Annotated in this window: 18 protein-coding genes; 11 read left to right on the forward strand and 7 right to left on the reverse strand. The window is 71.9% G+C overall.

The annotated features are described in order from the left end of the window. Window positions 1-136 precede the first annotated feature (136 nt). The 7 genes from DEJ17_RS16720 to DEJ17_RS16750 all read left to right on the forward strand — a co-directional run bounded on the left by DEJ17_RS16720 (window position 137) and on the right by DEJ17_RS16750 (window position 6,687). Window positions 137-652: a GNAT family N-acetyltransferase gene (locus DEJ17_RS16720; protein WP_110895450.1), complete on the forward strand. Its 516-nt coding sequence runs from the start codon at window positions 137-139 to the stop codon at window positions 650-652. Further along, window positions 649-1,311 (forward strand): HAD-IA family hydrolase, encoded by a 663-nt coding sequence (locus DEJ17_RS16725; RefSeq protein WP_110895452.1) that lies wholly within the window; start codon window positions 649-651, stop codon window positions 1,309-1,311. Before DEJ17_RS16720 ends, DEJ17_RS16725 begins: the two co-directional genes overlap by 4 nt. Continuing rightward, window positions 1,308-1,958 (forward strand): HAD family phosphatase, encoded by a 651-nt coding sequence (locus tag DEJ17_RS16730; RefSeq protein WP_110895454.1) that lies wholly within the window; start codon window positions 1,308-1,310, stop codon window positions 1,956-1,958. Before DEJ17_RS16725 ends, DEJ17_RS16730 begins: the two co-directional genes overlap by 4 nt. A 19-nt stretch (window positions 1,959-1,977) precedes the next feature. Further along, entirely contained in the window at window positions 1,978-3,726 is a 1,749-nt protein-coding gene (locus DEJ17_RS16735; RefSeq protein WP_110895456.1) for an AMP-binding protein, read from the forward strand. 27 nt (window positions 3,727-3,753) lie between these two features. After that, complete coding sequence (locus tag DEJ17_RS16740; protein ID WP_110895457.1) at window positions 3,754-4,623, forward strand: hypothetical protein; 870 nt, start codon at window positions 3,754-3,756, stop codon at window positions 4,621-4,623. Between the two features lie 271 nt (window positions 4,624-4,894). Then, window positions 4,895-5,827, forward strand: a complete 933-nt coding sequence (locus DEJ17_RS16745; protein ID WP_071406056.1) for an ABC transporter ATP-binding protein — start codon at window positions 4,895-4,897, stop codon at window positions 5,825-5,827. After that, the gene (locus tag DEJ17_RS16750) at window positions 5,824-6,687 is read left to right on the forward strand and encodes an ABC transporter permease (protein WP_110895459.1); all 864 of its coding nucleotides are present in this window, start codon (window positions 5,824-5,826) and stop codon (window positions 6,685-6,687) included. The genes DEJ17_RS16745 and DEJ17_RS16750 overlap by 4 nt, the downstream gene beginning before the upstream one ends. Window positions 6,688-6,793: 106 nt before the next feature. Here the strand turns inward: DEJ17_RS16750 and DEJ17_RS16755 are convergent, their stop codons facing one another. Continuing rightward, entirely contained in the window at window positions 6,794-7,399 is a 606-nt protein-coding gene (locus DEJ17_RS16755; protein WP_110895462.1) for a dihydrofolate reductase family protein, read from the reverse strand. A gap of 104 nt (window positions 7,400-7,503) precedes the next feature. Here DEJ17_RS16755 and DEJ17_RS16760 point away from each other — a divergent pair, with 104 nt between their 5' ends. Both DEJ17_RS16760 and DEJ17_RS17930 read left to right on the forward strand, forming a co-directional pair. Further along, window positions 7,504-9,447, forward strand: a complete 1,944-nt coding sequence (locus DEJ17_RS16760) for a family 43 glycosylhydrolase (protein WP_110895464.1) — start codon at window positions 7,504-7,506, stop codon at window positions 9,445-9,447. Between the two features lie 186 nt (window positions 9,448-9,633). After that, complete coding sequence (locus tag DEJ17_RS17930) at window positions 9,634-11,046, forward strand: GAF domain-containing serine/threonine-protein kinase (RefSeq protein WP_111091478.1); 1,413 nt, start codon at window positions 9,634-9,636, stop codon at window positions 11,044-11,046. Window positions 11,047-11,332: 286 nt separating this feature from the next. On the opposite strand, the gene DEJ17_RS16770 is transcribed toward DEJ17_RS17930, so the two are convergent. Further along, window positions 11,333-12,130: an SDR family NAD(P)-dependent oxidoreductase gene (locus tag DEJ17_RS16770; RefSeq protein WP_110895466.1), complete on the reverse strand. Its 798-nt coding sequence runs from the start codon at window positions 12,128-12,130 to the stop codon at window positions 11,333-11,335. Window positions 12,131-12,240: 110 nt separating this feature from the next. Here DEJ17_RS16770 and DEJ17_RS16775 point away from each other — a divergent pair, with 110 nt between their 5' ends. Further along, the gene (locus DEJ17_RS16775; RefSeq protein ID WP_110895468.1) at window positions 12,241-13,146 is read left to right on the forward strand and encodes an AraC family transcriptional regulator; all 906 of its coding nucleotides are present in this window, start codon (window positions 12,241-12,243) and stop codon (window positions 13,144-13,146) included. Window positions 13,147-13,258: 112 nt separating this feature from the next. After that, on the forward strand, window positions 13,259-13,471 hold the full coding sequence (locus DEJ17_RS16780; protein WP_239001530.1) for a PLDc N-terminal domain-containing protein: 213 nt from the start codon (window positions 13,259-13,261) through the stop codon (window positions 13,469-13,471). Window positions 13,472-13,477: 6 nt separating this feature from the next. On the opposite strand, the gene DEJ17_RS16785 is transcribed toward DEJ17_RS16780, so the two are convergent. From DEJ17_RS16785 to DEJ17_RS16805, 5 genes are read right to left on the reverse strand one after another with little or no spacing between them, the layout of a single operon-like run. Next, window positions 13,478-13,963 carry a tetratricopeptide repeat protein gene (locus DEJ17_RS16785; RefSeq protein WP_110895472.1) on the reverse strand — a complete coding sequence of 162 codons (486 nt, stop codon included), beginning with the start codon at window positions 13,961-13,963 and terminating at the stop codon, window positions 13,478-13,480. Further along, on the reverse strand, window positions 13,960-15,858 hold the full coding sequence (locus DEJ17_RS16790) for a DUF6807 family protein (protein ID WP_110895474.1): 1,899 nt from the start codon (window positions 15,856-15,858) through the stop codon (window positions 13,960-13,962). Before DEJ17_RS16790 ends, DEJ17_RS16785 begins: the two co-directional genes overlap by 4 nt. Further along, window positions 15,855-17,534, reverse strand: a complete 1,680-nt coding sequence (locus DEJ17_RS16795; protein WP_110895477.1) for a hypothetical protein — start codon at window positions 17,532-17,534, stop codon at window positions 15,855-15,857. Before DEJ17_RS16795 ends, DEJ17_RS16790 begins: the two co-directional genes overlap by 4 nt. Beyond that, a complete protein-coding gene (locus DEJ17_RS16800; RefSeq protein ID WP_258366876.1) occupies window positions 17,534-18,493 on the reverse strand; it encodes a carbohydrate ABC transporter permease in 960 nt (319 codons plus the stop codon). The genes DEJ17_RS16795 and DEJ17_RS16800 overlap by 1 nt, the downstream gene beginning before the upstream one ends. Beyond that, entirely contained in the window at window positions 18,490-19,320 is an 831-nt protein-coding gene (locus tag DEJ17_RS16805) for a carbohydrate ABC transporter permease (RefSeq protein WP_258366877.1), read from the reverse strand. The genes DEJ17_RS16800 and DEJ17_RS16805 overlap by 4 nt, the downstream gene beginning before the upstream one ends. Window positions 19,321-19,416 lie beyond the last annotated feature (96 nt).

The following is a 19,416-nucleotide window of genomic DNA, read 5'->3' on the forward strand; positions in this document are numbered from 1 at the left end:
TCGGATGGGGTGGAGAACCAGCGATGTGCGGCTGGTGAGCGCTCCGGGTGTTTCCCGGTCGTTGCAGGTGATTCGGCGTCGTCCGCCAGTCGGATTGGGACGAGTTCTCCGGGCCTGTCACCCCTAGGCTCGGGTCATGCGGGGAACGACGATCCGACCGACCACGGAGGACGACTGGGAGTCCGTGCGGGCGCTGCGGCTCGAGATGCTCCGGGACACCCCGAAGGCGTACGGGGAGCGGCTCGCCGACGCGGAGCGACTGCAGGAGCGTGACTGGCGTCGACGCGGCCGCCGTGAGCACGACGTCGGCGGGACGACTCTCGCCGCGATCGGTGCCGACGGACGGTGGCTCGGGACGATGGGGGTGTTCGTACCCGGCTCCCGGGTCGGGCCGCTCCTGGTCGGCGTCTACGTCGCACCGTCGCACCGGGGTCGTTCCGCCGGCGTCGCCGATGCGTTGCTCGACGAGATCGAGGTGTGGGCGGCTGCACACGGGTCGGCACTGCGGCTGCACGTGCACGAGGGGAACACCCGTGCGCAGGCCTTCTACGCCCGACGTGGCTACGAGCCGACGGGTGCGACCGAGGCGTACGTCCTCGATCCGAGCGAACTCGAGATCGAGATGATCCGGCAGCTGCGGGGATCGCCGTGAGCGGCGGGACGGCCGGCGCTGCCGGGCCCGCCGTGCGGTGGCTGCTGTCCGACGTGGGCGGGGTCCTCGAAATCGTCGACGACGCCGCCTGGCCCGGGCACTTCCGGGCGCGGTGGGCCGAGCGTCTCGGGATGACGACGGACGGCTTCTCCGCACGCCTCGTCGCGGCCGACCTGCCCGATGCCTCCCGTCAGTCCGGCGTCGTCGACCGGTACTGGGGCGCGATCGGCACGGCACTCGGGCTGGGGGCCGACCAGCTCGCCGTCATGCGGGCCGACTTCTGGGATGCGTACTGCGGAACCCTGAACCAGCCGTTGTACGACTTCCTCGCCCGACTCCGCGGCACGATCGGCCTCGCGATCCTGTCGAACTCGGGCGACGGCGCCCGTGAGGAAGAGGAGCGGCGCTTCCGGTTCTCGGCGGTGTTCGACCCGATCTGCTACTCCCACGAGATCGGTGTGAACAAGCCCGACGTCGAGGCGTTCCGCATCACGCTCGAGCGCCTCGGGGCGGCCCCGGACGAGGTGTTCTTCGTGGACGACGTGCCCGAGAACATCGAGGCCGCACGTGCGCTCGGCATCGGGGCGCACCTGCACGTCGACACCGACGAGACGATCCGGGTGCTCGGTGCGGTCGTGCGGGGGAGCGGCCGGCAGTGACCGTCGGCATCGTCTTCTTCGACGTCGACGGAACCCTCGTCAGGCCCGGTTCCAGCAGCAGTTTCCTCGCCGCCCGGTTCGGGCACCAGGACGCGCTCGACGATGCAGAAGCCCGCTACGCCGACGGTGCGCTCACCAACCAGCAGGTCAGTGAGGTCGACGCACTCGGGTGGCGTGGCACGTCCGTCGCGACGGTCGGCCGGTGGCTCGACGACCTGCCGGTGTTGCCCGGAACCGAGACCGTTGTCGCGTGGTGCCGTGCCCACGACGTCGAACCCGTGCTCGCGTCGCTCGCGTGGCAGCCCGTGACCCGTTCCCTCGCGCGGCGGTTCGGGTTCGTCCCGAACGGCGGGCCCCGAGTCGGCGAGCACGGCGGCATCCACGACGGCACCGTCGCCGAGCACTTCGACGAGTTCGACAAGCGGGACCGGGCGCTCGCGCTCGCTCGTGACCTCGGTGTGCCGATCGAACACTGCTGCGCCATCGGCGACAGCCGCTCGGACATCCCGCTCTTCCAGGCGCTCCCCAGTGCGTTGGCGCTCAACGCGAGTCCGGCGGCACGTGCGGCTGCGAGTGACGCGATCGACGCGGACGACCTCTCGCGCATCATTCCCTGGCTCGACCGCTGGCTCCGGGAACTCGCGTGATCGATCGGCTCTGAGACGGATGCGGCATGATCGGTCCGTGCCTGATGTGAACCCGACCGCCGCGTACCGTGCCGCCCGCGACCAGCTCCTCGCCGCGGACTCTCCGGAAGCGGCACGCGCCGGGTTCCGCTGGCCGGACGTCGGCGACACGTTCAACTGGGCGACCGACTGGTTCGACGTCATCGCGACCGACAACAGCCGCACCGCGCTCTGGATCGTCGAGGAGGACGGTCGTGAGCAGCGGTTCAGCTACGCCGAGATGGCCGCACGGTCCGATCGGCTCGCCGCGCGTCTGCACGGCTTCGGCGTGCAGCAGGGCGACCACGTCCTCGTCATGCTCGGCAACCAGCTCGAGCTCTGGGAGACCATGCTCGCCGTGATCAAGCTCGGTGCGGTCATCCTGCCGACCTCGACGATGCTCGACACCGCCGACCTGCAGGACCGCGTCGACCGGGGCTCGGTGGCGCACGTCGTCACGAACCGCGGCGAGACGCACAAGTACGACGACGTCCGCGGGTCCTTCACGCGCATCGTCATCGGCGGTCCCGCTGACGGGTGGACGGAGTACCCGAGTGACCTGGGCGAGCCCGCTCCCACCGACGAGGTCCGTCCCCAGGTCGTCACCCGCACGACCGACCCGTGCCTGGTCTACTTCACGTCCGGCACGACGTCGAAGCCGAAGATGGTCGTGCACACCCAGACGTCGTACCCGGTCGGGCACCTCAGCACGATGTACTGGCTCGGCGTCCGGCCCGGTGACGTGCACCTGACGATCAGCTCGCCCGGGTGGGGCAAGCACGCCTGGAGCTGCTTCTTCGCGCCGTGGATCGCGGAGGCCACCGTGTTCATCCACAACACCGCACGCTTCGACCCCGCTGCACTCCTCGCGCAGCTCGAGCGGGCCGAGGTCAACACGTTCTGCGCGCCGCCGACCGCGTGGCGGATGATGCTGCAGTCCGACCTCGGCGTCAAGCCGCGCGCGCTCCGTGAGCTCATCTCGGCCGGCGAGCCGCTCAACCCCGAGGTCATCGGCCGGGTCGAGGCGGCGTGGGGGCTCACCATCCGCGACGGCTACGGGCAGACCGAGACGACGGCGATCATCGGCAACGCCCCGGGTGCCGCCGTGACGCCCGGCGCGATGGGCAAGCCGCTCCCCGGTGTGACCGTGACGCTGCTCGACCCCGTGTCCGGCGAACCGGGCGACGAGGGCGAGGTCTGCCTCGACCTCACCGAGCGGCCCGTCAACCTGATGGCCGAGTACCTCGGCGACCCAGACCGCACGGCCTCGTCGATGCGCGACGGCTTCTTCCACACCGGCGACATCGCCGTCCGCGATGCCGACGGCGAGCTGACCTTCATCGGCCGCACCGACGACGTGTTCAAGTCCTCCGACTACAAGGTGTCGCCGTTCGAGGTGGAGAGTGCGCTGCTGGAGCACCCGGCCGTGGCCGAGAGTGCGGTCGTCCCGGCACCTGACGAGGCCCGTCTCAACGTCGTCAAGGCGTACGTCGCGTTGGCCACCGGATGGGAGGCGTCGGCCGACACCGCCAGGCAGGTGCTGGAGTACGCACGCACGGCTCTCCCCGCCTACGCGCGTGTCCGCCGCGTCGAGTTCGCGGAGCTCCCGAAGACCATCTCGGGCAAGATCCGCCGCGTGGAGCTGCGGGAGCGCGAGGAGCAGTCGGTGAGCAACGGCACGCGCGCCGAGGGGGAGTGGCGGGACGACGAGTTCCCCGGCCTCCGCGTACCCCGCCCGCAGGCCGACTGACCTGCACGGCTGACCAGGGCTCGACACGTGGAACTGATCAAGGACGTCTCGCGCGGCGACTGGCTGCTGGCCCGGGCCGGCTCGTTCGCCACGTTCGGCGGCGTCGCAAGCACCGGCTTCGAGGCGTACGTCCGGATCCTGCACCCGCTCCGAGCGGATCGCGAAGACCGCACGACCGTTGACGAGCACGGCGAACACCCGGTCCTCGAAACGGCCGGGTGGCGCTGGGCCGACGTCGCCGAGCGCACCCGTCGAACGATCGACCCTCTTGTGTCGTGGCAGGCCATCAGCGGTCGGGACGACGAGTCGGACCTGTCCTTCGAGGACGGCTGGCTCGTCCACCCGCCCGAGGAGGGCTGGTACGAGCCGACGCAGCTCGCCGCGCTCGCCGCGCTCACCGAGCTCCTCGCCGAGGCGACGTCGACGCCGAACGATCTGGTGGGTGCGATCTGGGACGGGTGGGGTGACCTGAGCGGGAGCTCGACGATGGGCTTCGGGTGGCAGGGCGGGGGCGAACCGACGGCAGCCGAGCGCGCCGAGATGCAGGAGTACATGGCCCGGGTGCAGGCGCAGCACCGGCGGGAGCAGGCTGCGCTCAGGGAGTCGCTCGCGGGTCCGCGGTTCATGTGGCCAGCCCGCGAGTGCTTCCTGCTCTCGATGTCCCTGTCGCAGCTCAGCGACCCGTCCTGGACGGACGACGCCCGCGTGGGCACGTACGTCGACTTCGGGCACACCCCGCAGATGCTCTGGCCCGAGGGGCACGAGTGGGTGCTCGCCACCGAGATCGACTGGGACTCGACGATCGTCGCCGGGTCGCGGTCGCTGGTCGACACGATCCTGGCCGACGACCGGTTCGAGGCGTACGAGGTCGACGCGGACGCCTCCCCGTCCTGGTGAGGGCCCGAACAGGAGCGATGCAGTCTGGCCGAAGCCTCGCGTTCGCTCGCGACCCTGGCGATGAACGCCCGGCGCATCACCCCGCCTGATCACTTCGTGTTCAGCGACACCTCACGGCCCGCCGCGCGCGTGAACTGTCGCCCAGTGCGAAACCCCGCCGCGCAGCGCCGCGCGCCGAAACCCAGCGTCAGCCCGCGTCACCCTGCGGGAGCACACATCTCCCCCCAACGGCGGACGCGGCGCCGACGGCCCCTCCCGTAGCGTCGAGGCCGTGATCGAAGTCAGCCATCTCACCAAACAGTACGGTCCGAAGACCGCCGTGGACGACGTCTCCTTCGTCGTGCGTCCCGGCAGTGTGACCGGCTTCCTCGGGCCCAACGGCGCCGGGAAGTCCACCACGATGCGCATGATCATGGGGCTCGACCGGCCCACGTCGGGCAGCGCCACCGTGAACGGCCAGCCCTACACGAGCTTCCGCGACCCACTCCGGCAGGTCGGCGCCCTGCTCGAGGCGAAGGCCGTCCACTCGGGGCGCAGCGCCTACAACCACCTGCTCTCCCTCGCGGCGACCCACGGCATCCCGAAGTCCCGCGTGCACGAGGTCATCGACATGACCGGCCTCGACTCCGTCGCGAAGAAGCGCGTCGGCGGGTTCTCGCTCGGCATGGGGCAGCGCCTGGGAATCGCTGCCGCACTGCTCGGTGACCCGAAGACCCTGATCCTCGACGAGCCCGTGAACGGCCTCGACCCCGACGGCGTCGTGTGGGTGCGGCAACTCGCCCGCCGGATGGCCGCCGACGGCCGCACCGTGTTCCTCTCCAGCCACCTGATGAGCGAGATGGCACAGACCGCCGACCGCGTGGTCGTGCTCGGCCGGGGCAAGGTCCTCGCCGACGCTCCGATCGCCGAGTTCGTCGCCGGTGGTGGCGCCGCTGCCGGCACCGATGCCGCCGTCAGCCGCGTCATCGTCCGCACCCCGGACCCGAACGGCCTGTTCAACGCGATCGGCCCGAACGCCGCGGTCACCCAGCGCGAGGACGGCTCGTTCCTCGTCGTCGGGCCCGACGCGCCGACGGTCGGCAACATCGCCGCGCAGGCCGGCGTCCCCCTGCACGAACTCACCCCGACCGGCGCGAGCCTCGAAGAGGCCTACATGGCCCTCACCCGCGACGACGTCGAGTACCGATCGGAGGGCACCCGATGAGCGCCACCACCTCGCCCACCACGCCGTCGACCCGGATGCACGGCTCGACCAGACTGTCCTTCCCGCACCTGGTGCGGAGCGAGTGGATCAAGCTCCGCAGCATCCGGTCCACGTTCTGGTGCTACGCGATCCTCGTGGTCGTCACCATCGGCATGGCTGCGCTGGTCGGAGCGAACACGAACAGCGGCGGGCAGGACCTGCCGACGGACATCGCCAACGGCACCGTGGTGAACGCCAACACCGTCGGCGTCCTGCTCTCGTCGCTCGTCGTCGGCGTGCTCGGCGTCCTCATCATCACCGGCGAGTACGGCACGGGCCAGGTCCGCTCGACCTTCACCGCCGACCCCCGTCGCACCGGCGTGATCCTGGCGAAGGCCACCGTCCTCGCCCTCACGACGTTCGTGGTCAGCGCCGTCGCCACCTGGATCGGCGTCCTCATCTCGCTCCCGCTGCTGGCGGGCAACGGTGTCGAGCCGGAGATCGGTGACCCGTCGGTGTTCCTGCCGATCCTCGGCTCGTCGGTCTTCCTGACCCTGCTGGCCCTGCTCGCCTACGGCATCGGCCTGCTCGTCCGGTCGAGCGCCGGTGGCATCGCGATCACGCTCGGCATCCTGCTGGTCCTGCCGGTGGTGCTGAGCCTGATGGCCGGGCTGATGAACGTCGAGTGGCCGACGAACATCGCGGCGTTCCTGCCGGACATGGCCGGTGGCCAGCTCTACGCCTACTCGTACGACGGCGCGAGCCCCGCCGACGACGGCGGAGTCGTGCTGAACGGCTGGGGTGGCTTCGGCGTCCTCGCCGCCGAGGTGCTCGTCATCGGAGGCCTCGCCCTGACGCTCGCGCGCCGTCGCGACGTCTGACGCGACCACCTCACGGCCGGGAGGCGCGGTGCCAGCCGGCACCGCGCCTCCCGTCGTTCGCGGTGCGGGTCCAGTGCCTCACTCGGCTCACAAGGTGCGCTCGCGCTCAGGCCCGCCGGACGTCGTACCGGTGCAGGGTCACGCCGTTCTCGTAGCGCTGCTGCTCGAGCAGGTCGAGCTGCACGAGCGGCCGGTGCCCCGAGAGCGGCGGATCGAACAGCGGCCGGCCGGCGCCGAGCACCGACGGGTGCGTGAAGAGCATGACCTCGTCGAGCAGCCCGGCATCGAGCAGCTGACTCGCGATGCTCGGCCCACCCACGCCGATGTCACCTTCGCCGGAGGCACGGATCGCGGCCAGCTCGGCGATCGCGTCGCCGTCGCCGCCGATGACCCGGGTGTCGTGGTCGGCGGTGGTCCGGGTGCGGGACACCAGGACCTTCGGCTGCGCGGTCCAGATCTCGCCGTACTCACGCAGGTACTGCGGCATCGACTCGTCGTGCCGGGCGTCGGGCCAGAACGGGTCCATCATGTCGCGCACCACCCGGCCCTCGACGGACAGGGTCATCGCGGCGGCGCGGGCGTTGAACTCGCGGTGCAGCGGCTCGTCGATCCGGATCCAGTCGGGTCCGTCCAGGCCGTCGTGCTCGCCGGGGGCCCGTTCGACGAACCCGTCGACGGAGACGTTGATCCAGTAGACGAACCTCGCGGGCATGGCATGACTCCTTCGTCGAGCCGAGCGTACGCTCACGCACGTCGCCCGTCGACACCCGCAGTCCCTCCAGCAGTACCTCCCTCAACGACGAGAGCAGGTCAGGCATGCGCCGATCGTCCACCGCACTCCTCGCCGTCGTGACGTTCCTCGGCGTCGCGACCACGGGCCTCCAGGCCGGACCAGCGGATGCGTCCGCGGTGCCGGGCGGGACCACCCGGGCGACCACCACCACGACCGTTGCGTCGAGCGTCTCCAGCCGGCACGGCCGTGCAGCACCCAGCCACCAGAACCCGGTGGCGCTCAGCCTGCCCGACGGGCAGACGGCCTCGAGCTGCGCGGACCCGACCGTGATCCACGGTGCCGGGCGTGACCGCAACTGGTACCTGTACTGCACCACCGACGCGCTCACCGCGAAGGAGCAGAACCCGGACGGATCCCTGGTGCAGCACGCCGTACCGACGTACCGGTCGACCGACCTGACCCACTGGACGTACGTGAACGACGCGTTCCCGACGAAGCCCGACTGGGTGGGCGACGCGAACGGGATCTGGGCGCCGGACGTCGTGTACCGCACCGGTGAACGTGGCCGCGCGGGCACCTGGTACCTGTACTACGCCGCCTCGGACACCCCGTCGGCCACGGGGCCGACCGGCGGCGGCTCCGCGGTGGGCGTGGCGACGAGCTCGAGTCCGACCGGCCCGTGGAAGGACTCCGGCGGCCCGGTCGTGGCACCGCAGACCGCACCGAACGGCGACGGAGCGCGATGGGCGTTCGACCCCGAGGTGATCACGGACAAGGGCGCGACCTACCTGTACTTCGGCAGCTACTTCGGCGGGGTGAACGTCCGACGGCTCAGCACCGACGGGCTGCGCTCCGACCCGTCGAGCGAACGCCAGGTCGCGATCGACAACCGCTACGAGGGCGCGTACCTGATGCGGCACGGCGGCTGGTGGTACTTCATGGGCTCCGCCACGAACTGCTGCAACGGCGCCCTGACCGGCTACGGCGTCTTCGTCGCCCGGTCACGCAGCCCGCTCGGACCGTTCACGGACCGCGACGGGGTCGCGATCACCAGCACCCGGGTCGGCGGCACGCCGCTGCTCGCGCAGAACGGCAACCGGTGGGTCGGTACCGGCCACAACACCGTGGTCACCGACTTCGCCGGCCAGGACTGGATCGTCTACCACGCGGCCGACCGCAACGACCCGTACTACGCGGGGCAGCCGACCTACACGAAGCGACCGGCGCTGATCGACCCGCTCGACTGGCAGCACGGCTGGCCGGTCGTGCGCGGTGGTGCCGGCCCGTCCGACACGGTGCAGCCGGGGCCGGTCGCGCAGCCCGGCCAGCGGCCGACGTACCGGGCGTCCACCGCCCCGGTCGACGTGCCCGGGCGCACGATCCGCGCGCTGTCGACCTCGTTCGACGGTGCTGCGCAGCCGGGAGCGGAGCCCGGAGCGCTGCCAGCCCGGCTCGCCTGGACGCGTGAGCCGGACCCGTCCACGTGGACCGTGGCGGACGGCACGTTCCGCTGGCAGACACAGGACGCCGACATCCACCCGCCGGCGACGCCGCTCGCCTCGGTGCTGTCCGAACCGGCGCCCCGTGGGGACTACGTGCTCCAGACCACGGTCGGGGTGGACACCCCGGCCACCGGCGACGGGCTGAACTACGTGCAGGGTGGCCTGATCGTGTGGGGTGACGACGGGAACTACGTCCGGCTGACGTCGAACTCGATCTTCAACACGCGCCAGACCGAGTTCGGCAAGCAGGTGTCCGGGCAACCGGCCGGGGCGCCGAGCTACGGGAACATGGTCGTCGGTCCGGTCGGGGACACCACCACGCTCCGGATCGTCCACCGCGAGGTCCGGGGTGAGGACCGGTACACGGCCTACACGAGCCTGGACGGGCGGCACTTCGTCCGGGGCGGGACCTGGACGGCTGACCTCGGCAGTGCGCCCCGCGTCGGGCTCATCTCGCTCGGGGGCTCCGGCTTCACCAGCACCTTCGAGGACCTCCGCGTGAGCACGGTCGCGACGCGTCGCTGACGGGTCGGGGCTGCAAAACACCGGTGTTCGCGCGCTGAACCGCGGTCTGCGCGTGTTCGACCCGCGAACACCGGTGTCTTGTAGGCCGAACGGCGCGCGTTCAGCCGCGAAACGTCGCCCGTCGCCGAGATACCCGTCGGGATGCGAAGATGCATCGTTGGTGCCGGAGCCGAGAACGAGGGTTGGATGATCCCGACGGAGGAACACGACGCGAGCGCGCCGCTGCTCGACGGTCGGTACCGCTTGGAGCAGGCGATCGGCCAGGGCGGCATGTCCGTCGTCTACCGGGGCGTGGACGAGAGCCTGCACCGCCCGGTCGCGATCAAGCTCTTCCACGCGGGCATCGTCGACATCGCCCGGCAAGAGGCCGAACTCGGCGTGCTGGCGTCGCTCGAGCACCACAACCTCGTCAGCCTGCTCGACGCCGGTGTCGTCACCGGGCAGGACGGCACGCAGCAGCGCTACATCGTGATGTCGCTCGTCGTGGGGCAGGACCTCGAGGAGCGCCTCGCCGTCGGCCCGCTCGCCTCCCGGCACATCGCCGAGATCGGCTACGACATGGCCGAGGCCCTCGACTACATCCACGCCCACGGCGTCGTGCACCGCGACATCAAGCCGTCGAACATCCTGCTCGTCGACTACGGCAACGGTTCCGACCGCGCCCGCGCTCGCCTGACCGACTTCGGCATCGCGCTCGCCGCCGGCGTCGAACGCCTGACCGCCGACGGCGTGACCACCGGCACTGCCGCGTACCTCAGCCCGGAGCAGGCGCGCGGGGGCGAGGTGGGCCCGCCGAGCGACGTCTACTCGCTCGGCCTCGTGCTGCTGCAGTGCTTCACCCGCCGCCGCGAGTTCCCGGGCTCGCTCGTGGAGTCCGCCGTCGCCCGGTTGTCCCGCGACCCTGTGGTCCCCGAGCCCCTGCCCGAGCACTGGAAGCACCTGCTCAGTGCCATGACCGCGCAGGACCCCGCCGCCCGCCCCCTCGGCGCCGAGCTGGTCACGATGCTCCGCGACGTCGTGATCGCCGAGACCGCCACGGCCGACCACGTCGTCGAGCCGACCGACGAGACGGCCCCCGTGCCGACCCGCCCCGAGACCGACCGCCCGGCGACCCTCGACACCCTGCCCGACGAGTCGCTGCAGCGCACCACGGCGATGGCGGCCCGGCTCTTCGACGCCCCGATCGCCCTGGTCGAGGTGCTCGACGAGGACCGCGAGTGGTCCCAGTCGTACATCGCCGAGGGTGTCGACGAGGCGGCGCGGAGCATCAGCTTCCGCAACGGCTTCGCGCCGGTGCCCGTCCCCGTCGTGATCCCGGACGGCTCCGCGCACCCCGAGATGCGCAACAGCCCCCTGGTCACCGGCCCGCTCGGCATCCGCTTCTACGTCAGCGTCCCGCTCGTCAAGCACGACGGCGCGCCGATCGGGACCCTCGCCGTGCTCGACACCCGCCCACGGCAGGCCACCGAGGACGACCTCGCCAACCTCCGCGACCTGGCGGCGCTCGCCGTCACGCAGCTCGAGATCCGCCAGGAGTCCCTCCGCACGACCAGCGACTCGCTGCCGGTCCCGCGGGTGGTCGGCGACCACACCGCCTGACGGGAGGCCCGGTGCCGGCCCGCACCGCGCCTCCCGTCCGTGCGGTGGTCGCGCCCACCGCCGCGCGCACCGCCGCGCGCACGCCGTCCGCCGAGCGGTCACGACCGGTCGCCTGGCGCGCTCCCGCGCGACGGTCCGTGGCCGCTCGACCATCTGCCAGCGGTGTGTCGTGACCGCTCGCGGTGGTGGGGATTCGCCGGGGTCGGCTGGCGCTGCCGAGCGGGCGGAATGGCGGGGTGCCTCCGCGTGCCGACCCGGGTGTTCCGCCCGCTCGTGTGGGCCGTGCTCAGCCGAGGCGGGTGGCGGCGATGCCGCCGTCGACGTCGATCGTGCCGCCGTGGACGAAGGTGGCCTCGTCAGAGGCCAGCCAGCGCACCGCGAAGGCGACGTCGACGGGGCGGACGGGTGCTCCGGCAGGGGTGCCCGCCGTCATCTGCGCGAGGACGTCGTGCGAGTCCGCGTTCCCCGGCGTCGCGGTGGCCCCGGGCGACACGGTCGACACCCGGACGCCGTGTGGTCCGAACTCGGCTGCCCAGGCACGGGTCAGCTGCTCGACGGCGGCCTTCGTCGCCGGGTAGAGCGCCGTGAACGGGACGCCGATGCGGGACATCCACGAGCCGATGTTCACGATGATGCCCGAGCCGCGCTCGACCATCGCAGGAGCCAGCGCTCCGACCAGCACGTGCGGCGCGCGGACGTTCGTGGCCCAGAGCGCCTCGGCGTCCTCGTCGGGGAGGAGTGCGGTCGGTCCGACCGGGTAGACGCCGGCGTTGTTGACGAGGATGTCGACCCGGCCGCCGAGGGCCTCGGTGGCGCGGGCGGCGAAGTCGCGGACGACATCGGGGCGGGCGCCCAGGTCACCGACGACGGCGACCGCGCTTCCACCAGCCGCGATGATGGTGTCCACGACGGCCTGGGTGCGCCCCGGGTCCCGGCCAGCGACCGCGACGGTGGCGCCCGAAGCGGCGAGGACACGGGCGACGGCTTCGCCGATGCCGCTCGAGGCGCCGGTCACCAGCGCGGTGTGGCCGGCCAGTCGGGCGTCCGTTGTCAGGGAGTCGAGGAGTGCTTCGTTGGTCTGCATGCTCCGATGCTGGGGCCGACGGACCCGGCGGTGATTGCCCAGGACTCCGGAGTGCTTGCCGGATCCTGTACGGGCACCCCTCGCGTCGGATGCCTCGACAGAATGGGCACATGGACGACGTCACCTCGGACCGGCTGGACCGTGCCCTGCAGAGCGTCCTCGCCCACCTCGACGACACGGAGCGCGCCGGACGGCTCGGACTGCGCCTGGCGAGGGTCGACCGTCCGACCGACCTCGGGTACCAGCGCTACGCGCCGTCGGTGTCGGTGGTCCTCGCCGGACGGAAGCGCTCGATCGTCGGCGACGACGACCAGCTCTGGGGTCTCGAGCGCTTCATCATCACGCCCGTCGACCTACCGGTGATCGCCGGGGTGGTCGAGGTCGAACCACCCGCGGGGTTCGTCGCGGTCGTCTGGCAGCTCGACCCCGCGGTGGTGGCCGAGGTCGCGAGGGCGATGTCCCGCCCCCACCAGGACGAGGCGCCGCCAGCCCGACTCGGCAGCTGGACCCCGGCCCTGGCGGACGCGTTCGCCCGACTCGTCGGACTGCTCGATGCTCCGGAGGACATGGCGGTCCTCGCCCCGCTCGTCACCCGCGAGGTCGTGCTCCGCCTGCTGCAGACGGACCAGGCACCGCGCCTCCTGGCCGCGATCGGCAACCGGGACGGCGACGTCGTCGCAGCGGCCACCGCCCTGCTCACCGACCGGTTGGCGGACTCGTGGTCGGTGGCGGGCCTGGCCGCGGCGGTCCGGACGAGCGAGTCGACCTTGTTCGCACGCTTCCGGCAGGTCACCGGCATGAGCCCTGTGCAGTACCTGCGGCGGCTGCGGCTCGGAGAGGCCCGGCGGCGGATGATCGTGCTCGGTGACACCGCCGCCCAGGCTGCGGTGGCGGTCGGGTACCGGAGCGCCTCGCACTTCTCGCGCGACTACCGCGCCCTGCACGGCCGGCCACCGGCTGCCGACGCCGGTCGGGCCCGTGAACTGCTCGCACGGGGCGAGGTCGCGATCGCCTGACCCGACCGCACGGTCAGTCGGACGGATGACGCGGTCGGGTCCGGGCAGGCCCTACTGTCGTCGAGGCGGGCGACGACCGTCGCCGCAGAGAGGACTGCTCGTGTTGACGAACGTGTCGGGGGCACACGCCGTGGTGCTCCTCGTGCTGCTGGCGCTCGAGGCCGTGGCGCTGGTGCAGGTCTGGCGCGATCGGCGACGGACGCAGGTGGTCAAGGTGCTGTGGACGGTGGTCATCCTCGCGCTGCCCGTGATCGGCGTGCTGGGGTGGGCCGTGAACTGGCTGCTCGGCAAGGCTGCGGACGCGCTGCAGCGCCGGAACGCCTGACGCGCGTCAACCCTCGGTGAGGGCCGCCGCGTAGGTGCGGACGGACCGGCGGTACCGGGGGAGCGTCGGCTCGACGGCCTCGATCGCGACGCGCAGCGCCTCGGCGGAGCGGCCCGCGCTGTGCAGGGCGAGCGCGAGGAACACCCGGGATGCCGCTCCGGTGGCGGGGTGCTCCGGGGCGTCGCGGAGCATCGCGATCGCCGCGTCGATCCGGCCGAGGTTCCGCAGGGTCGAGGCGTGCTGGACGACCATCCTCGCGGCGCGGTCCGGGTCGACGGTGTCCAGGCCGGCTGCGGTCGCGCTCGCGTACTGCACGTCGGCGTCGGCCTCGTGTCCGCCCGAGTCGAAGGCGCCGCCGAGCTCGAACGCGCCGAGTGCGGGGTGCGAAGCGTCGGCGGCGAGGTCGCGCATCCGCTCGATCCGCTGCTGATCGTCGATCGTCTCGTCGTCCCACAGCGCCGCGACGCGTGACTCCCAGTCCCCGGTGCTCATCCGGCGAGCGTACCGCCGTCGGTGATCGTCGCGCGGAACGAGCGGACGAGCGGTGTGCCGGGCTGCACGACGGCGCGGGAGTCCCACGCCAGCGCCGAGCCGATCGCGGGGTAGTCCTCGGCACGGACGAACCAGGGGTCGCGGTGGTCGACGGCCTCGAGCCGGATCGTTGCCGGGCCACCGTCGAACACCGCGGACCAGGTGATCCAGGGAGCGGCCGACCCGTGCACGGCGGTCTCACCCTCGGCGTCGGCGGTCCGGACGACGATCCCCGTGCACTCGGGGAAGCGCCAGAAGAAGCCACCGTAGCCCGCTCCGACCCGGCCGTTGCTGCCCGGCCCACCGAGGTGCACGGCGGAGGGACCGTGGGCGCGGAACGACGACGACCAGGACAGCTCCCACCCGGATTCGACCGCGCGCCACCGCAGGGTGCGGTCCTCACGGAGGACCACCGCGCGGTCCGGGCCCCGCCAGACGAGCTCCTCGGTGGATGTCGTGCCGTGCTGCTCGGCGTGCACGACCTCGACCGAGCCGTGGTCGTCGCGCCACACGTAGCCGGGGCCGTGGACGTAGGTGCGGCCGCCCCAGCCGTTCACACCGTCGATGTCCGGGATCGCGACGCCGACCCCGCAGTGCCAGTCGTGGTCGCCGGGGTGGTGCGCGCTGACGACGGTGCCACCGAGGGTGCGGACCGGGTGCAGGTACGGCCGCGGGGACGACGTGGCGATCGTGCCGGCCCCGTCGCGCTCGACGGCGACCGTGACGTCGTCCACGGTCAGCACCTGCAGTGTCTCGTCGCGCGCCGTGAGTGCCCACGGTGCGCCCACCTCCGAGAACAGTGCTCGTGCGTCGGCCGCGCGGTCGATCGTGGCTTCGACCTCGGTCACGACCGGGCGCCGGGTCGGACCGCCGCCCTCCCACTCCACCCAGGGGTGGTCGAGCTGCACCGGTTCGGCTGCGCGGACCGCCTCGAGCACCTCGACGAACGCGCCGGTGGAGACCAGCGGCACCAGGAGCGCATCGCCGCGGGACCGGTGGGCAAGCAGGTTCTCGAGCAGGTCGGTGCGCTGCAGGTGCTCGGTCGCGCCGTCGATCGTGACGTCGTCCGTCGTGTAGTGCAGCACACCGTCCCCCGTCGTGCCCCGCACCCGCACGGTCGGCGGGACCTCGGTCGTGGCGCAGAGCGTGAGTGCGGCGGTGGCCTCGAGGCCGGCGGTCGTGGTGACCCGGACAGCCGAGGTGTCGTCGCCCTCGATCGCGTTCGCCCGGTAGAGCTCGACCTCGACCCGGGCGACGTCGCCGGCTCGGCGGCACCCGACGAGTGCCAGAGCCGTCGCCACCGCGTGGGCGAGCGGGTTGGTGACGACACCGTCGAGCACGTCGACGCCACCGACCCGACGCCGACCTGCCCAGGGGGAGCGGTCCCAGTACGCCTGGTCGCGGGTCCAGGTGCCGACGGCGGCCGCTGACCGGACGGCACCGACGAGCGACCCGTTGCGGAACGCCGGCAGCGCGGCGGAACCGAGGCTCTGGAAGCCCACCTGCACGACCCGGCCGTTCCGACGTTCGGCCTCGAGCAGCACGCCGAGGGCGTCACGTGTGGTGACCGGGGGCTTCTCGAGCAGCACGTCGGCACCGACGTCGAGCGCATCGAGCGTGAGCGGCAGGTGGGCCGCGATCGGTGCCGCCACGACGACGACGTCCACCGGGCCGAGGAGCCGAGCGGCGGCCACGTCGGGCACCACGGGAGCACCGGCGTCGGTGGTCGCGCCGAGCGCGGGATCGACGACGGCGGTCAGCGCGCAGGCACCTGCGGCCACGAGCCGGTCGATGTTCGCGCGGTGGTGCAGGCCGTAGCCACGGGCCCCGACGAGCACCACGCCCGGCAGGGTCATCGGCCGGTCCCGATCACGACGCGTGTGGTGCCGGGGGCTCGGCCGGTGACGTGGACGTGCTCGCCCTGCGGACGGTCCGTCCCGCCGAGGAAGGCGTAGTCCTGCCCCGGAGCGTAGAAGCCCGGCTGCCCGGGACCGGAGCCGTTCCCCGGGCCGAACGTCACGACGTCGGCTCCGACGCGGTAGCTGCCGGTGGCCTCGGGCAGGACCCGCTCCCCGGTGACGGTGTCGGTCTGCACGCCCGTGAGGGTCCCCCCGGGGCGGAACGTCAGCTGCAGTGACCACGGCACCTCGGCCCCCGCGGTCACGACGTCGAGGACGACGGCGTCCGGTGTCACCGCGACGTCGACGGTCGTGGTGAGGGCCACCGTGTCGACCGACCGGTCGCCGAACGCCATGGCGGCGGAGAACCGTCCTTCGTCGGCGAGCGGGTAGCGGCCGTCCGGCTGGCGGCCACCGACGGGCAACGGCTGGTGGTAGCCGGCGGACACGGTCTCCACGAGCCGGTAGCGCCCGTCGCCGAGCGCCTCGAGCGCGGTCGGCCGGAACGGGCCGAGCCCGAAGAACTCACGCGAGAGCCGCACGTCGGACAGCACGACCGACCCGGCGACGACCCGCAGGAACGTCGGGCTGTTCGCCAACCCCGATCGGACGTGGCCCTGGGTGGGGACGTCCGACCCGGCGAAGAGCACGACGCTGCGGTCGGGCTCGCGGACGTGCACGAGCCGTGCGTCGGAGAAGGTGTGCACGGCTGGAGCCAGGGCGACGGGTTCCGGCAACGGACGCCCGAGCAGGGGATCGGTCATCGCGCGCGCGGCGACGGTGGCGGGTTGCCACATCTCGGCCACGGCTGCCCGAGCGGCGACCGCGGCGAGGTCACCCCGGCCGTCGAGCACCGCGACGTGCCAGAGCAGCGGCGCGAAGGCTCCGATCCCGAACGGCTGAGACTGGTCCTGCCGACGGGACTGCACGGTCTCGACGGTGTCATCGGGCAGCAGGAGCGCGAGCGTGGCGTCGAGCGAGCGGCGCACCGGGTCGAGCAGGGCGGGGCGGTCGAGCACGGACGCGAGCACCAGGAACGACGGCCCGGACACGGCGGACGCGTAGTTCGGGCTGCGCTCCGACCACAGGCCGTCGGCGTCGATGTCCGGGCCCTCGGCCAGCCACGCGTCGATGCGCTCGACGAGCGCTGCCGACGGGTGGAGCCGGTGGACCCGGGCGAGGGCGGCCGCGATCTCCCACCGGTGGTTCGGGGTGTGCACCCCGCCAGCCAGCAGCGCGGGAGTCGCCCGGTGCACGATCGCGTCGAGGTCGTCGGCCAGTCGAGCCGCTGCCGGCACCGTCGCCCGGTGCGGCGCGAGCAGTTCGAGTGCGTCGCAGACGTCGTTGACGGTGAACGCGGAGTCCGGCGGGGACAGCACGTTGTCGCCGCCGACGAACGTGCCACCGGGTGACTGCCGGGCCGCGAGGTGCCGGACCCAGCCGTGCGCGGTGGCGAGGTCGTCGTCCGCGGGGTGATCCGGTCCTCCAGGCCGTTGCCGGACCCACGCACCGACCAGCGCGAGCGCACGCGCCATCAGTTCCCGGTGCTGCAGCGCGGCCGGGTCGTCGTCAGCGAGCCGCAGGCGGGCGACCTCGGCGTCGGCGGCCGGGCCGGCCAGGTCGAGGAACCCCATCAGTCCTTCAGGCCCGCGTTGAGGTCGGCACCGTTCACGTACTTCTGGAACACCAGGTAGAGCAGCACGAGCGGGATGATCGAGATGACCGAGGCGCCGAGCAGGACCGTCCAGTTCACGTTCTCGGCACCGACGATGCTCTGCAGGGCGATCTGGATCGTGAACTGCTTCGGGTCGTTGAGCACCAGGAGCGGCCAGATGTAGTCGTTCCACCGCCACTGGAACGAGAAGATCGCGAGCGTCAGCATGATCGGGCGTGAGATCGGCAGCATGATCCGCCAGAAGATCCCGAACTCGCTCGCACCGTCGATGCGGGCGGCCTCGACCAGGTCGTCCGGCACGGTGATGAAGAACTGCCGGAACATGAAGATGCCGGTCGCCGTGATGACCGACGGCACGATGATGCCGGCCAGTGAGTCGTACATGCCGAGGTCGCGGATGACGATGAACGTCGGCGCGAGGATCACCTCGGTGGGGAGCATCGTCGTGGCGAGGATGCAGACGAAGAACACCTTGAGCCACTTGTTGTCGTACTTGGCCAGGGCGTACCCGGTGGCCGCGCTCGCCAACACCGTCAGCACCGTCGTGACCAGGGCGACGATCACGGTGTTGCCGAAGTACCGCGCGAAGTCGTAGCTCGACCAGGCCTCGGCGAAGCCCTCGACCGACCAGTTCTCCGGCAGCAGGGTGAGCGGGTACGAGAACAGCTCGCCGCCCGGCTTGAACGCACTGAGCACGAACCACAGCACCGGGAACCCGAAGGCGATGATGAACACCCAGAGCAGGGCCGTGGCGGCGATGGCCTTGGGGCGCGGGGGAGCGTCCGTGGCCGTCGAACGACCGGAACGACCGAAGCGACCGGGCCGCCCGGAGCGCCTGGTCCGCCCGGCCCGCCCGGCCCGCCCGGCTCGGCGGCCGCTTCCGGTCTGGTCGGTCTCGGTGGGGAGCGTGGCGGTCATCGACGGGACTCCGTCCGGCGGTTCACGGCCAGCTGGATCAGCGCGATGGCCATGAGGATGAGCATGAGGACCATCGACGCTGCGCTCGCGTAGCCGATGTGGGCGTTCTGGAACCCGTTCGTGTAGATGTACTGCACCAGCAGGTTGTTGTCGGTGCCCGGACCACCGCCGTTGAGCGCCTGGACGGTGGCGAACTCCTTGAACGCCCCGAGCGACGACAGCAGGATCACGATGAACGACGTCGGCGCGATGCTCGGCAGGGTGATGTAGCGGAACTGGTGCCATGCGCCTGCGCCGTCGAGCGAAGCGGCCTCGTAGTACGACTGCGGGACGTTCCGGATCGCTGCGACGAACAGCAGCATGTTGAACGCGGCGCCGGCCCACGCGGTGGCGAACACGACGACCAGGAGCGACAGGTCGGCGTTCGACTGCCACGGGACGGCCTTGCCGCCGAGGGACTCGATGACGAAGTTCGCCAGACCGAAGTTCTCGCCGAACATCCACCGCCAGATCACACCGGTGACGATCGGGGAGATGAGCCACGGCACGAAGAACACGATGCGGGCGACGCTCCGGCCCTTCGCCGCGGGGCTCGTGAGCATGAGCGCCATCGACAGCGCGAGGACGAAGCCCAGGGGGACGGCGACGATCGCGTACAGGAACGTGCGGCCGAGGGCGGCGTAGAAGGTGTCGTCGGCGAAGAGCTCGAAGTAGTTCGCGAGGCCGATGAACTTCGGGTCGACGACACCGTTGTAGTCCGTGAAGGAGTAGCCGAGGCCGATCACGGCGGGCCACACGAAGAACACCACGAACAGAACGGCGTTCACGCTGACGAACACGATCGGGGCGAGGACGGGCCTGCTGACGCCGGAGCGTCGGCGCTTCGTCGCCCTGGGGGCGCAAGCTGTCTCTTATACACATCT

The organism is Curtobacterium sp. MCSS17_011 (genome assembly GCF_003224275.1).
Lineage (GTDB): Bacteria > Actinomycetota > Actinomycetes > Actinomycetales > Microbacteriaceae > Curtobacterium.

Excerpts from the sequence above, each read along its gene's own strand:
- DEJ17_RS16720 (WP_110895450.1), top strand. The coding sequence starts at position 137 with ATGCGGGGAACGACGATCCGACCGACCACGGAGGACGACTGGGAGTCC.
- DEJ17_RS16735 (WP_110895456.1), top strand. The coding sequence starts at position 1,978 with ATGCGGCATGATCGGTCCGTGCCTGATGTGAACCCGACCGCCGCGTAC.
- DEJ17_RS16750 (WP_110895459.1), top strand. The coding sequence starts at position 5,824 with ATGAGCGCCACCACCTCGCCCACCACGCCGTCGACCCGGATGCACGGC.
- DEJ17_RS16755 (WP_110895462.1), bottom strand. The coding sequence starts at position 7,399 with ATGCCCGCGAGGTTCGTCTACTGGATCAACGTCTCCGTCGACGGGTTC.
- DEJ17_RS16760 (WP_110895464.1), top strand. The coding sequence starts at position 7,504 with ATGCGCCGATCGTCCACCGCACTCCTCGCCGTCGTGACGTTCCTCGGC.
- DEJ17_RS17930 (WP_111091478.1), top strand. The coding sequence starts at position 9,634 with ATGATCCCGACGGAGGAACACGACGCGAGCGCGCCGCTGCTCGACGGT.
- DEJ17_RS16770 (WP_110895466.1), bottom strand. The coding sequence starts at position 12,130 with ATGCAGACCAACGAAGCACTCCTCGACTCCCTGACAACGGACGCCCGA.
- DEJ17_RS16775 (WP_110895468.1), top strand. The coding sequence starts at position 12,241 with ATGGACGACGTCACCTCGGACCGGCTGGACCGTGCCCTGCAGAGCGTC.
- DEJ17_RS16785 (WP_110895472.1), bottom strand. The coding sequence starts at position 13,963 with ATGAGCACCGGGGACTGGGAGTCACGCGTCGCGGCGCTGTGGGACGAC.
- DEJ17_RS16790 (WP_110895474.1), bottom strand. The coding sequence starts at position 15,858 with ATGACCCTGCCGGGCGTGGTGCTCGTCGGGGCCCGTGGCTACGGCCTG.
- DEJ17_RS16795 (WP_110895477.1), bottom strand. The coding sequence starts at position 17,534 with ATGGGGTTCCTCGACCTGGCCGGCCCGGCCGCCGACGCCGAGGTCGCC.
- DEJ17_RS16800 (WP_258366876.1), bottom strand. The coding sequence starts at position 18,493 with ATGACCGCCACGCTCCCCACCGAGACCGACCAGACCGGAAGCGGCCGC.